This window comes from Neisseria sp. P0014.S009 (genome assembly GCF_051958155.1).
Lineage (GTDB): Bacteria > Pseudomonadota > Gammaproteobacteria > Burkholderiales > Neisseriaceae > Neisseria > Neisseria flavescens_C.
The window spans coordinates 65,546-78,649 of the sequence record NZ_JBQCVS010000007.1; the positions used below are offsets into that span (position 1 = coordinate 65,546).

12 protein-coding genes are annotated in these 13,104 nt (G+C 48.8%); 9 read left to right on the forward strand and 3 right to left on the reverse strand.

Translation table 11 applies throughout. The annotated features are described in order from the left end of the window. Positions 1-58: 58 nt before the first annotated feature. From pilM to aroB, 7 genes are all read left to right on the forward strand, one after another. A complete protein-coding gene (gene pilM, locus ACTHS4_RS06950) occupies positions 59-1,150 on the forward strand; it encodes a type IV pilus assembly protein PilM (RefSeq protein ID WP_070713662.1) in 1,092 nt (363 codons plus the stop codon). A 4-nt stretch (positions 1,151-1,154) separates the two neighbouring features. Continuing rightward, complete coding sequence (locus tag ACTHS4_RS06955) at positions 1,155-1,778, forward strand: PilN domain-containing protein (protein ID WP_107867828.1); 624 nt, start codon at positions 1,155-1,157, stop codon at positions 1,776-1,778. Continuing rightward, positions 1,778-2,449 (forward strand): type 4a pilus biogenesis protein PilO, encoded by a 672-nt coding sequence (locus ACTHS4_RS06960; RefSeq protein ID WP_004520855.1) that lies wholly within the window; start codon positions 1,778-1,780, stop codon positions 2,447-2,449. The genes ACTHS4_RS06955 and ACTHS4_RS06960 overlap by 1 nt, the downstream gene beginning before the upstream one ends. A 15-nt stretch (positions 2,450-2,464) precedes the next feature. Continuing rightward, positions 2,465-3,007, forward strand: a complete 543-nt coding sequence (locus tag ACTHS4_RS06965; RefSeq protein WP_107697145.1) for a pilus assembly protein PilP — start codon at positions 2,465-2,467, stop codon at positions 3,005-3,007. Between the two features lie 20 nt (positions 3,008-3,027). Next, positions 3,028-5,160 carry a type IV pilus secretin PilQ gene (gene pilQ / locus ACTHS4_RS06970; protein WP_107697146.1) on the forward strand — a complete coding sequence of 711 codons (2,133 nt, stop codon included), beginning with the start codon at positions 3,028-3,030 and terminating at the stop codon, positions 5,158-5,160. A gap of 132 nt (positions 5,161-5,292) precedes the next feature. Further along, entirely contained in the window at positions 5,293-5,805 is a 513-nt protein-coding gene (locus ACTHS4_RS06975; RefSeq protein ID WP_440365642.1) for a shikimate kinase, read from the forward strand. A gap of 22 nt (positions 5,806-5,827) precedes the next feature. Further along, positions 5,828-6,907 (forward strand): 3-dehydroquinate synthase, encoded by a 1,080-nt coding sequence (gene aroB, locus ACTHS4_RS06980; protein WP_440365643.1) that lies wholly within the window; start codon positions 5,828-5,830, stop codon positions 6,905-6,907. 130 nt (positions 6,908-7,037) lie between these two features. On the opposite strand, the gene ACTHS4_RS06985 is transcribed toward aroB, so the two are convergent. The 3 genes from ACTHS4_RS06985 to ACTHS4_RS06995 all read right to left on the reverse strand — a co-directional run bounded on the left by ACTHS4_RS06985 (position 7,038) and on the right by ACTHS4_RS06995 (position 9,769). Further along, entirely contained in the window at positions 7,038-8,351 is a 1,314-nt protein-coding gene (locus ACTHS4_RS06985) for an ATP-binding protein (RefSeq protein WP_440365644.1), read from the reverse strand. Between the two features lie 38 nt (positions 8,352-8,389). After that, positions 8,390-9,058, reverse strand: a complete 669-nt coding sequence (locus ACTHS4_RS06990) for a response regulator (protein WP_063068250.1) — start codon at positions 9,056-9,058, stop codon at positions 8,390-8,392. A gap of 144 nt (positions 9,059-9,202) precedes the next feature. After that, the gene (locus tag ACTHS4_RS06995) at positions 9,203-9,769 is read right to left on the reverse strand and encodes an NADPH-dependent FMN reductase (RefSeq protein ID WP_440365645.1); all 567 of its coding nucleotides are present in this window, start codon (positions 9,767-9,769) and stop codon (positions 9,203-9,205) included. Positions 9,770-9,905: 136 nt separating this feature from the next. Here ACTHS4_RS06995 and ACTHS4_RS07000 point away from each other — a divergent pair, with 136 nt between their 5' ends. Together ACTHS4_RS07000 and dacB are read left to right on the forward strand one after the other, a co-directional pair. Next, positions 9,906-11,333, forward strand: coding sequence for an MFS transporter (locus ACTHS4_RS07000; RefSeq protein ID WP_440365646.1), 1,428 nt, complete (start codon positions 9,906-9,908; stop codon positions 11,331-11,333). A gap of 70 nt (positions 11,334-11,403) precedes the next feature. After that, complete coding sequence (dacB, locus tag ACTHS4_RS07005; protein WP_371460256.1) at positions 11,404-12,816, forward strand: D-alanyl-D-alanine carboxypeptidase/D-alanyl-D-alanine endopeptidase; 1,413 nt, start codon at positions 11,404-11,406, stop codon at positions 12,814-12,816. Positions 12,817-13,104 lie beyond the last annotated feature (288 nt).

Genomic DNA, 13,104 nt, shown 5'->3' on the forward strand with positions numbered 1-13,104 from the left:
GTCCTTTACGGATAACGAAACAGTTACTCACTCCTAAATGATACAGGGAAGTCAAATCATGCGCTTATTTAAAAGCACGAAAGATACCAAAACAGGCAAGGCTTCTAGCGGATTGAACAACCGCTCTGCCATCGGCGTCGACATCAGTCAACATGCCATTAAGATGGTACAACTGACAGGCCGTAGTTTAAACCAAATTCAGCTGGAAAAATACGTTATTACCAAATTGCCTAAAAATATTGTCAAAGGCAACAAAATTCAAGACTACGATCAGCTTGCTACTTACATCCAACATACTTACACACAATTACGCAGTTCTTGCAAAAATATTGTTGCTGCTGTGCCACAAAATTTGGCAACAGTCGAGCAAATTATTTACAACCCGCGTGATACCGATTTGGACTTGGAAGAGTTTATCGAGGCGGAAGTCGGCCAATTTGCGCCTATTGAAGAGATGAACTACGACTTTCAAGCCGAAGAAGTCGGTTCAAGCCAGCATGTTTTAGCTGTTGCCGCCAAAAAAGACGATGTCGAGCCACGCATTGAAATGTTTGAAAATGCGGGCTTGCCTTTATCCGCTTTGGATTTGGACTTACTGGCGCAACGTAATGCCTTTGTCTATTGGATGAATACGCATGCTCCCGAAATGGCAGAGGAAAAAGTTGCCGTGTTCGGCATTCATGCGACGCAAATGTATGCCCTGATTCTGCAAAACGGCCGTATCCTCTACAAACAAGAAACGCCGGTCAGTACTGAGCAGCTCAATCAGCTGATTCAGCGTACTTATCAGGTAACGGAAGAAAAAGCCGCACAAATGATGGCTTCTCAAAACAAGCCTTCCGACTACCAGTCTCAGATTGCCGACCGTTTTAATGTACAGGTTGCGCAGGAAGTTCAGCGTGTTCTGCAATTTTACTATACCACGCAAGCTACTGATTCTTTTCATAATATCAAACACATTCTGTTGACCGGCTTTACTGCGCAGCAGGCAGGTTTGGCAGAAAGCATTTTCTCGCAAACCAATACGCCAACAGAATATCTGCATCCGATTTCATATGTGGAACGCAGTGCAAAAGTAGAATTGCCGCAGTTTCAAATTGATGCGCCGTCACTGACTTTGGCGTTCGGATTGGCATTAAGGGGACTTTGAGAACATGATCGAATTAACCAGAATCAACCTTCTTCCGTATCGGGAAGAAATTAAACAGCGCAAGCAGCAGCAATTCAAAATATTGATGCTTGGTGCTTTTGCAGTGGGTTTGGGCTTGGCGGCCGCTACTTATCTCGGTATTGACAGCGCCATCAGCAATCAAGAAGGCCGCAACAACTTCTTGCAAACCGAAATCGACAGACTTGATAGGGAATTAGGCGAAATTGATAAACTTCAGCAAGAAAAAGAAGCCTTCTTGGCCAAGAAGCTGAAAGTGGAAGAATTGCAGGAAAAACGCTATCAAGCGGCCTATATCCTTGATTCTTTGAATGCGCTTACGCCCGATAATACTTATTTGACTGCGTTGGAAGCAGAAAGCCCGACCAGCTATAAAATCAGCGGTCATGCCATCAGCGACAATAAAATCGCCGTTATGATGCGCTCCCTGCCAAGTACAGGTATTTTCTTGCAGCCTGAATTGTTGAGCATTAAAAAAGTAGATAACTACCAAGAATTTACTTTGAAATCTTCAATCAACCAAGTGAATACGCCGGCTCCTGCACCGACTGCCCAAAGTAGCGGTGAAATGGCCGAACCTGTGGCAGAACCTGCTCCGGAGGCTCAATAATGGCATCTAAAAACCTGAAACAATTGGACGTACAAAACCTGTACCTGCTTAATATGCCTTCAAAACTTTTGCTGGCAGGTTTATTGATTGTCGGTATGTTGGCTTTGGGCTATGTCGGCGTATTTAAAGATCAGATTGAAACCTTGAATACGCAGGAAGCCAAAGAAGAAGAGCTGAAGGAAACCTTTACGCGTAAAAGCATTCAGGCGGCAAGTTTGAACAATTTGAAGGCCGAGTTGGCTTCAATCCGTTCTGCATTTGATGTTTTGTTGAAACAACTGCCGACCGACGCGGAAATTCCGAACCTGATTCAAGAGCTGCATCAGGCAGGTTCAACCAACGGACTGCGTTTGGACAGCGTTGCACCACTCCAACCTGAAAATGATGGTCCAATTCAAAAACTGCCGTATCAGATTTCCATCACAGGCAAATACTCTCAGATCAGCCAATTTACCCGTGATGTAGGCGATTTGTCGCGCATTATTACTTTAGATTCTTTAAAACTCGTGAACGCAGGTGAGGACAAAGAAGGCAAAGGCAATAAAGGCGAGTTGACATTGAGCGCGATTGCGACGACTTACAAAGCACGTCCGGCCGAAGAGATTGCTGCCGAATTGGCTGCGCAACAGGCACAAGAAGAAGGCAAACCTGCCGAGAATGAGCAAAAATAAAAGAATAGGGAAATCATGAAAAAAATCATCTTACTCTTAAGTCTTCTTCCCTTGGCAGCCTGTACGCAAAGCTATGAAGATTTGACTCAATGGATGACACAAACCCGTCAGGAAGCAAAATCCAAGATTATTCCGTTTGAAGAGCCGACGGTTACATTGCCTAAGCCGTATAGCCCGCCGAACTTTAAAGGCATGAATGCGTTTGATTCACGCCGTTTGGACACTGCTCCTAAAGGTGGCAATGCGCCGGATGTGAACCGTCCGAAAGAAACATTGGAAGCCTTCAGTTTGGAAAATATGGCCTTTGTCGGAACGCTGCAAAGCGGTGGCAAAGTTTCCGGATTTATTAAGGTCAACGACCATGTTTATACCGTTTATCCCGGAAACTACATCGGTCAGAATTACGGCAGAATCCAAAGTATTACCGAAGATAAAATTATCTTGACCGAGCAAATTGAAGACAGCTACGGCAACTGGGTGTACCGGAAGGCCGAATTGCCATTGAGCAGTAAAGAGGCGGATTCTTCCAATAGCTCAGATAGTTCGAATTCAAATTAATTTAGGGGTCTCACTCAATTATGAAAACCAAGCACATGACAAAATTATTTGCCGGCTTCAGCGTTGCCCTCGCTGTTCAGACGGCCTTTGCAGGCAATATTACCGATATCAACGTTTCCACTTTGCCTGACAACCAAAAAATCATCAAAATCCGTTTCGACAAAGACGTCACTACACCTCATGGTTTTGTAACATCTACTCCGGCGCGTATCGCATTGGATTTTGCCAACACCAATATCCGTTTGCCTCAGCCTGTTTTGGAATATGCCGACCCATTGCTGAATCAAATTACTGCGGCGCAAAACAATGACCGCGCACGCGTGGTTTTGGGTTTGAACAAAATCAGCCAATACAATACTGAGATTCGCGGCAACGAAGTTTGGGTATTTGTAAACGAATCTACTGACCAAACCAATGCGGCTGTTGCAAATGAACGTGCGGCTACGCCGTCTACCGCGCGCGCTGCTCAGACTTATCAAGCCGTTTCAGCAGCCAATATCGATTTCCGCAAAGGCGCACGCAATTCCGGCATTATTGAATTGTCTGCCCCAGGTTTCAGCGGACAGCCGGACATTAAACAGCAGCGCGACCGCGTGGTTGTTACCTTGAAAAACCATACTCTGCCGACACAAGCGCAACGCAGTTTGGATGTGGCTGACTTCAATACGCCTGTACAAAACGTTACGCTCAAACGTATCGGCAACTCTACCCAGCTTATTATCCGCAACAATAATGCGAATTGGGACATCAATACCAAAGCTTCTTCCGGTCGTTTTGTATTTGAAGTATCGCCTAAAGCCGCCAATACCGAATCCGGCGGCTTAAACCAAAATGCAAACAAATCGTTCAAAGGCCGTAAAATTTCTTTGGATTTCCAAGATGTAGAAGTTCGTACTATCTTGCAGATTTTGGCGAAAGAATCCGGCGTGAATATTGTTGCCAGCGATACCGTCAAAGGCACCATGACCCTGTCCTTGAAAGATGTGCCTTGGGATCAGGCTTTAGACTTGGTCATGCAGGCGCGCAATTTAGATATGCGCCGTCAAGGCAACATCATTAATATTGCGCCTCGCGATGAATTGTTGGCAAAAGACAAAGCCTTCTTGCAGGCGGAAAAAGAGATTGCCGAATTGGGTCCGCTGTATTCTCAAACCTTCCAGTTGAAATACAAAAACGTGGAAGAATTCCGCAAAATTCTGCGTTTGGAAGAATACGACAGCAATAATTCCAATACCCGCAACACTCTGTTGAGCAACCGAGGCAGTGCCTTAATCGATCCGGCTACCAATACACTGATCGTAACCGACAACCGCGGCGTGATTGAGAAATTCCGCAAACTAATTGATGAACTGGACGTTCCGACCCGTCAAGTGATGGTGGAAGCGCGTATTGTGGAGGCAGAAGATACCTTCTTCCGCAACTTGGGCGTTAAATTCGGTTCCGGTGGTGCGAGCGGCCGTACGGCATGGGGTAGCAACTGGAGCAATGCGCAAACCAACTACAATACCAATGCCTCATTTAACCGTGGCGACGTAGGCTACCGCACATGGACTTTGGATCCGAACGTCAGTCTGCCGACCGCAGCCGCAGTCAACAGCATTGCGCTGGTGCGTGCGTTCTCGTCCGGTGCATTGGGTTTGGAAATCAGCGCGTCTGAAGAACAAGGTAAGAGCAAAACTATTTCCAATCCGCGCGTGCTGACACAAGACCGTAAAGAAGCCAAAATTGAATCCGGTACGGAAATTCCTTACCAAGAAGCTTCTTCCAGCGGTGCGACTTCGATTACCTTCAAGAAAGCCGTTTTGGGCTTGACCGTAACGCCGAACATTACGCCTGACGGTCAAATCATCATGACTGTGAAGATTAATCGTGATACCCCGATCGACTGTACCGTAGATTCTCTGACAACCAAGTGTATCAACACCAAACACTTGAATACCCAAGCCATGGTTGAAGATGGCGGCACGCTGATTGTCGGCGGTATTTACGAAGAAGAAAGCACCAATGCAGTGAACAAAGTCCCTGTTTTGGGCGATATTCCTGTTGTTGGCAATCTGTTCAAATCACGCGGCAAGCGTGAAAATCGCCGTGAGCTGTTGATTTTCATCACGCCGCGCATTATGGATAATGTGGGTAACAATCTGCGTTACTGATTTTTAAAATGACAAACAGGCATATCTGCAAAGGTATGCCTGTTTTGGTTTTCAGACGGCCTGAGATGAAAAGGCCGTCTGAAAAACGACGAACTTTTCCACGAAACCACCATATCGTATAAAATGACCCACATGGAAAAAATCAACGGTAATTTAATTTTAATCGGGCTGATGGGCGCGGGCAAAACCACTTTGGGCAAGCAGCTTGCCCAAATGTTTGAATGCCCGTTTTACGACAGCGACTACGAAATCTGCACTTCTTCGGGCGTAACCATTCCGACCATTTTTGAGATGGAAGGGGAGGAAGGCTTCCGCAACCGTGAAACCAATATGCTGAAGAAGCTCGCTTCCCGGCGCAACATCGTTTTATCGACCGGTGGCGGCTCCGTATTGCGCAGTGAAAACAGACAGATTTTGCGCCAAAACGGCACGGTTGTTTATCTGCATGCCAGTCCCGAAACCTTGCTGGAGCGTACTCGTTACGACAGCAACCGGCCGCTGTTGCAAGTTGCCAATCCTTTGGGCAAACTGCAAGAGCTGTATGACCAACGCGATACGCTGTACCGTCAAACCGCCCATCTTGTCATTGAATCCGACAGCTGTCACAAAACGCTCAAACGCCTGATACAGGCTTTAGGCGAATAAATACGCTTTGCAAAGGAATACTATGCACACACTGACTGTCCAAACCCCGTCCCATCAATACCCCATCTTTATCGGGCATAAACTGATTGAGCAGGCAGATACGCTGCTTCAGCCCTATTTAGGTAAAAAAGCAGCCATCATTACCAACGAAACCGTTGCGCCGCTTTACCTCAAACAGCTTCAGACGGCCTTAGACAGACTGGGCGTGCCGCATTTCAGCATCATCCTTCCCGACGGCGAAGAATATAAAAACTGGCATACGCTCAACCTGATTTATGATGGCCTGATGCAAAACCGTGCCGAACGCAAAACCACTTTAATCGCTTTGGGCGGCGGTGTGATCGGCGATATGGTCGGCTTTGCCGCGGCGACTTATCAGCGTGGCGCACCTTTTATCCAAGTGCCGACCACATTGCTTAGTCAGGTCGATTCCTCGGTCGGCGGTAAAACTGCCATCAACCATCCGCTCGGTAAAAACATGATTGGTGCGTTCTACCAGCCGCAAGCCGTTCTGGCCGATTTGACCGCTTTGCAAACGCTGCCGCAACGCGAACTTTCCGCAGGTATGGCCGAAGTCATCAAATACGGCACATTGGGCGATGCCGAATTTTTTGCTTGGTTGGAAGAAAATATGGCCGACCTGATGGCACAACACCAAGAAAAAATGGCAGAAGCCGTTTACCATTGCTGCAAAATGAAGGCCGATATTGTTGCCCAAGACGAAACCGAGCAGGGCATCCGCGCATGGCTTAATCTCGGCCACACTTTCGGCCATGCCATCGAAGCTGAAATGGGCTACGGCGTATGGCTGCACGGAGAAGCCGTTGCCGCCGGTTGCGTCCTCGCTTCCCGTTTGTCGCAAATTTTGGGCAAAACCCAACAAGCCGACACCGACCGCATTGCCGCTTTAATGGAAGCCGCCTCCCTCCCGTCCGCACCGCCTGTTTTCTCATTTGAAAAATGGATCGAGCACATGAGCCACGACAAAAAAGTCAGCAGCGGCATCATGCGTTTTGTCGGTTTGGAATACTTGGGCAAAGCCAATATCACCGAAATTACCGATATGGAAATCCTCCGCCAAACCTTGCAGCCGTATTTGTGAAGAATGAATGAGGTTTGCTTTAAAATATAAAAAGGCCGTCTGAAAGTCATTTTCAGACGGCCTTTGGTTTTTTAAGCGTTTTGATTCATCGGCTTAAAGTTAGATAAACCAATTTGAGCGGGTCAATCATTTAAAGCGTCTTTTTATCTAACTCGGCAATAATCAACAAGCCGCTGTCAAAGCGTCGGCTGTCGGCCAGTTTCAGACGGCCTTGATGGCATTTGACAATGGTGTTTGCGATGGAAAGCCCCAGGCCGGTGCCTTGTTGTTCGGTGCCGAGAATACGGTAGAAGGGGTCGATTACGCGTTGGCGTTCGCTTGGGGGAATGCCGGGGCCGTCGTCTTCCACCCAGATGTTGAGGTATTCGGCGGTTTCGTCAAAGCCCAAATCGATGCGGCCGCCTTTTGGGGTGTAGCGGATGGCGTTGTCGGTAAAGGTTTTGATGAGGGTGTAGATTTCGGTGTCGTCGGCGTGGATTTGGCAGTCGTTTTCAACGGCGACGCCGATGTCTTGACCTTTGGCCAGCGCCAGTGGCATGAGTTCCTGCAAGACGCGGCGGAACTGGTTTTGCAGGCTGATCAGGGTTTTGGGGCGTTGGGTTTCGGGTGCTTGGGCGCGTGCGAGGGAAAGGAGTTGCTCGAGCAGGTGGCGGTTGCGCTGTATGCTTTGTTGCAACAGGGCGGACTGCTCGCGCGCTTCGGCGGACAGCTGCATATTGTTGAGCCGCTCTGCCTGAAGGGAGAGGGCGGTCATGGGGCTGCGCAATTCGTGTGCGGCATCGGCGATAAAGCGTTGCTGTTGGCGGACGTTTTCGTCGGTACGCTGCAACAGGTTGTTGATGGCGACGACAAAGCCTTGGATTTCGCTGGGAATGTTTTGCGTGTCCATCGGCGAGAGGTCATTGATTTTGCGCTGTTCCAAATCGTTGGACAGGGTTTTGACGGAACGCATGGCGCGGTGGGTAATCCAGACGGTGAGCAGGATAATCAGGGGCAGGGCGAGGAGCATGGGGAGGATGCTCTGCACGGCGGCCATTTCGGCCAGCTCTTCGCGGTAGTCGCTTTCCTGCATGACGGCAATGCGGCCTTGCTTGGTGTCGCGGGTATAAACGCGGTAGTAATCGTCGTCGTCATCGGCCTGAATGGTGTGTAGGCCGTCTGAAATCTTCTCAGGCAGGCTGACAATGGGGTTGGGCGTATTGGGAAATTGAACGGAAATCTTGTTGTCGTTGTCGAGCGAGTGATTCTCGTCATCGGCATCGCTCGGGTCGAGATAGTTCGCGACTTGGCGCAATAGGTCGTCTTGAACCTCTTGGGTCTCGTGATAAGTATCGTAATATGAAAATATGCCTGCAAGAATGGAGAGGGGTAGGAGCATACAGATCAGGGCGAGGCTGATCTTAACTTGCAGGGATTGTTTGATGGTGTGGATAAGGCGTTGCATGGTTTGTGTGTTGATATTGTTGTGGTTTTTCAGACGGCCTAGTTGTTTTGTGCAACCAGCCAGCCGACCCCGCGGACGTTTTGAATCGCTTCTTTGCCGAGTTTTTTGCGTAAGGCGTGAATCAGGAAGTCAACGGCGTTGCTTTCGACTTCTTCGCCCCAGCCGTAAATTTTGTCTTCCAAATCGCTGCGCGACAGAATCATGCCCGGACGCAGCAGTAGGGCTTGGAGGACAGCAAATTCTTTGTTGCTGAGCATGATGGCCTGTTCCTGCCCGACCACTTCCGCCTGATGGGTGGAGGGGTTGAGCGTGATGATGCCGTTGCTCAGCAGCGTTTGCGCCTGTCCGCCGTGTCGGCGCAATACGGCGCGCATACGGGCTTGCAGTTCCGCCATGTCGAAGGGTTTGACGATGTAGTCGTCTGCGCCGCCGTCTAGGCCGTTGAGTCGGCTGTGCAAATCATCGCGTGCGGTCACGATTAAGACGGGAACGGTACAGCCACCGTTGCGGATTTGCGCCAATACGTCCAAACCGTCTTTGCCGGGCAAACCCAAATCCAAGAGCAGCAAATCGTATGCTTGCGCCGCCACTGCTGCGGCAACTTCCGAACCGCGGCTGACCCAATCGACAGCGTAGCCGGTGTCTTTCAGATTGGCACTGACGGCTTGGGCAATCATGGCATCGTCTTCAACCAATAATACGCGCATGGAAGTTCTCCGGAGGATGGGTGGATTGATTATAACCGCACTCAATTAGTAAAAATTTAGGAACTGTCGAAAAACTGATTTTTTGCAAAAGAAGAGGCCGTCTGAAATTTCGTTTTTCAGACGGCCTGTATACTTCAATCCCGATTATTTAGGGTTTTTCTCAATCAAGGCAACCAATTGGTCGATATAGCCTTGAACAAAGCCGCGCGCTGATTCGATGAGTTGGCCGTTGTCGTCAAACAGGGTGGGCGAGTTGCCGAGGAATACTTCCGGCTGGCCGGTCAACGGCATATCGAAATACGAAAGGGCAAGGCGCAGATTTTTTTGCGCGCTATAACCGCCCATTTTGCCGACGGAATGGCTGATGATACCGGCCGGTGTTTTTTTCCAAGCAACATCGGCATTGGGTTTGGAGCCGATGTCGATGGCGTTTTTCAGGCAGGCGGGGACGGTACGGTTGTTTTCGGAAGTCACGAACAATACGCCGGCAGAGGCTTTGATGGTTTCACGGAACTCGGTATAGCTGGACGGAGTAGGGAAGTCGGTAACGGTAGGATCGTCGTAGTCGAAGTTGTATAAAGGCAAATGGCCGATTTCGACGATTTGCGCTTCGTAGCCTTCGGGGAACATGGAAATGACGTTTTGTGCGACTTTTCGTGCGAACGAGCCTTTACGCAGACTGCCGACCAAGATGCTGACTTTCTTTAACATGTTTTTCTCCTGTTTAATAATAAAAATGAAAACAATTCTAAATTTTAGTGTTATCTGGGGAAGCGGTCAAGGTTTCAGACGGCCTGTCAAAATGGTTTATGCTAAAATAACGGTTTCGCTGATATTTCAAATTATTATGCACGCTTCTGATTCGCAAGAGGACGCAACGGCACACGAATACTATGCCGACAACCCCGACTTTCCTGCTAAAACCATTGTCGCCACCTTATTCATCGGCGCATTTTTCGGCTATCTCAACGACACGCTGCTGAATGTCGCGCTTACGCCGATTATGAAAGATTTTGGTGTCGATAAGACCACGGTTCAATGGCTGACAACGGGCTTTTTGCTGGTCATGGGGGCATTTACGCCGATTACGGCAGGCGTGATTCAATGGTTTGAAACGCGCAAAATGGTGCTGTTTACGCAGGCGACGTTTTTAGCTGGCTCACTGATTTGCGCGTTTGCACCGACGTTTGGCGTATTGGTGGTCGGTCGGATGGTGCAGGCAGTGTCTGCCGCGTTTTTTGTCCCGCTCCTGTTTAACGGCGTATTGTCGATTTTTCCGCCCAACAAGCGCGGAACGGCGATGGGCGTGATTACCATGATGTTTACCGCTGCGCCTGCAATGGGACCGACGCTGTCGGGTATCATCATCGACCATACGCATTGGCGCGTGCTGTTCGGTTTTACCGCGCCGTTTATGTTGGCGGCGATGGTGCTGGTGGGTAAATATTTGACGGTCAATTTAAGCAACATCAGCCGTCCGAAAATCGATATGTTGTCAGCTGTGCTGTCGATTGCGGGCTTCGGCGGGTTGGTTTATGCGAGCAGTAATTTTGCCCATATACCGCTGCTGGAATTTATCCTGCTCTTTGCCGCTTCCGTTGTGCTGGTGGGTTGGTTTGCGCACCGGCAGTTCCGTTTGGCTACGCCGTTGTTGAACCTTCGTGCGTTTGAATACAAACAGTTCAGATATTGCGTTGTGATTTTAGCCGGCGCGGTATTCCTGTTTTTGGGATTGGAACTGATGGTGCCGATGTACACGCAGCAAGTGTTGATGCTGACCGGTACGGCAACCGGCCTGATCCTGATGCCCGCCAGTATTGCCCAAGCGGTTGCCGCACCTTTGTTCGGCAAATTGTTGGACAAAAAGGGCGGACGCTTTGTCGTCTTGCCGGCCACGGTGATGCTGGTGGTGTCGTTGGCGGTATTGTGGCTGTTTTTACGGATTGACACGCAAGTGATGATGCTGACGGCGATGTTTACGCTGTTGGCGCTTTCCGTGTCTGCTTGTGTAACCGGCGAAACCCATGGTCTGAACGCGTTGCCGAAAACGCTCAATCCGCACGGCGCGGCGATTCTGACCACCATCAACCCGATTGCCGGTGCCATCGGCGCGGCGTTTTTTGTCGGTGCGACCAATATCGGCGAGAAACTTTCCAGCGCAGATATGCCACAACAGGCAATGCTGGACGGTATCCATTTGGCGATGGGTTGCGCTTTGGTTGTCGGCGTTGGGGTCGTCATGTTTGCTTTGCGTTTGAAAGCGCATCAGAAATAAATAAAAGGCCGTCTGAAACGTTCAGACGGCCTAAGTACCTCGTAAGAATTTATAAGATTTTTGTAACACAATGAAGTTGAAAAGTATTCTATCAATCGGCCTGATGATGGCGGTTTGTCCGTCATGGGCTTTGGATTTCGGGCGTATTCCTGAAAATGAGATTTCTGTTTATGTGCAGGAATTGGACAGCGGCAAAGTGATTGTCGAACACCGTGCCGATGAATTGCGCAATCCTGCTTCGACGATGAAGCTGGTAACGGCGTTTACCGCGTTTCGTATGTTAGGCGGCGATTATCGTTGGAAAACCGAGTTTAAAACCAACGGCTCGATCAACGGCGATACGTTGAAAGGCAATGTGTATTGGGTGGGGAGCGGCGATCCTGTGTTTGACCAGCATGATCTGGTGCAAATGCAGCAACAGATGCGCGATAAGGGCATACGCCATATTGACGGACATCTGATACTCGACCGCAGCCTGTGGGGCGATGTGAAGAATCCGGATGATTTTGCTTCCGATTCTGCCGAAAGCTTTATGACGCCGCCCGATCCCAATATGTTGGCGTATAAAACTGTTGAGCTTCGTGCTGAAAAAGAAGAAGACGGAAGCTTGGTCATCCGTACCAATCCGCCGCTGCCGAATCTGAACATTCAAAACAAATTGACGCTTGAGAATAAAGAAGGGAAGTGCAGTGTTTTAAAAAACTACATGAAGACTTTCTATAAAAACAATACGCTGACCGTATCGGGCAAGCTGTCGGAAAGCTGCTTGGGCAAAGAACTGTATCTGAATATGTACAGCATGAAAGAATTTGTCGGCAAAAGTTTTGTCAACCAATGGCGCCAACAAGACGGCACGATTTCAGACGGCCTGACGACAGGTGCTGCGCCTCATGACGCGCATGTGTTGGTGAGTCATCAATCCAAACCGCTTGCCGATATCCTCACCGATATGAACAAGCATTCCAATAATCTGATTGCCCGTTCGGTTTTCCTTAAATTTGCCGGAAACATGTCTGATTACAAACTGGCGCAGACTAAGGCTGCTTCTATCGTAAAAAGCGAGCTGGCGGTTGCCGGTATCAATACGGAAGGGCTGGTGTTGGAAAACGGTTCAGGCCTGTCCCGCGTAGAACGGCTCAATGCGCGAATGATGGCGCAAATGTTGGAAAAAGCCTACTTCAGCCCGTTTAAAAACGAGTTTATCAGTACGCTGCCGATTGCCGGTAAAGACGGCACGCTTAAAACACGCTTGAAACAGCCCGGTGAAAACCTGCGCCTCAAAACCGGTACACTCAAAGATGTCCGCGCACTGGCTGGGTATTGGTTGGGCGAAAAGCCGTTGTTGGTTGTCGTCATTATCAACAGCCAAAAGTCAACCGATTATTTACGCGACTTGGATAAGCTGGTGTCTAAAATTGTTCAGCCCGGTGGCGAACATTGGATTGATGCTAAGGCTTCCTGCATGATTAGGTATCAGGCTTGATAAGCTAAAAAAGGCCGTCTGAAAATGCATTGACGTTTTCAGACGGCCTTTGTGTAAGAAGGGGAGGCAAGTATTTATGTCTATTTTGAATAGATGATATAGGGATTTAATGGATAAGCGTTTGGTGTGAATCCGCTTGAGATAGATGGTCTTTCAGGGTTTAAACCGTATGTCTGCTTTATTGTGTTGTCCTGTTTATACTATCTAAAAAGCTCGATTTTTTATAAAAAGGCATAGGGTACAGACGAAAAAAATACCGGTAAAAACCGGTATTTTTTACTTTTAACT

Coding starts and splice junctions, on each gene's coding strand:
- pilM (WP_070713662.1), top strand. CDS start 59: ATGCGCTTATTTAAAAGCACGAAAGATACCAAAACAGGCAAGGCTTCT.
- ACTHS4_RS06955 (WP_107867828.1), top strand. CDS start 1,155: ATGATCGAATTAACCAGAATCAACCTTCTTCCGTATCGGGAAGAAATT.
- ACTHS4_RS06960 (WP_004520855.1), top strand. CDS start 1,778: ATGGCATCTAAAAACCTGAAACAATTGGACGTACAAAACCTGTACCTG.
- ACTHS4_RS06965 (WP_107697145.1), top strand. CDS start 2,465: ATGAAAAAAATCATCTTACTCTTAAGTCTTCTTCCCTTGGCAGCCTGT.
- pilQ (WP_107697146.1), top strand. CDS start 3,028: ATGAAAACCAAGCACATGACAAAATTATTTGCCGGCTTCAGCGTTGCC.
- ACTHS4_RS06975 (WP_440365642.1), top strand. CDS start 5,293: ATGGAAAAAATCAACGGTAATTTAATTTTAATCGGGCTGATGGGCGCG.
- aroB (WP_440365643.1), top strand. CDS start 5,828: ATGCACACACTGACTGTCCAAACCCCGTCCCATCAATACCCCATCTTT.
- ACTHS4_RS06985 (WP_440365644.1), bottom strand. CDS start 8,351: ATGCAACGCCTTATCCACACCATCAAACAATCCCTGCAAGTTAAGATC.
- ACTHS4_RS06990 (WP_063068250.1), bottom strand. CDS start 9,058: ATGCGCGTATTATTGGTTGAAGACGATGCCATGATTGCCCAAGCCGTC.
- ACTHS4_RS06995 (WP_440365645.1), bottom strand. CDS start 9,769: ATGTTAAAGAAAGTCAGCATCTTGGTCGGCAGTCTGCGTAAAGGCTCG.
- ACTHS4_RS07000 (WP_440365646.1), top strand. CDS start 9,906: ATGCACGCTTCTGATTCGCAAGAGGACGCAACGGCACACGAATACTAT.
- dacB (WP_371460256.1), top strand. CDS start 11,404: ATGAAGTTGAAAAGTATTCTATCAATCGGCCTGATGATGGCGGTTTGT.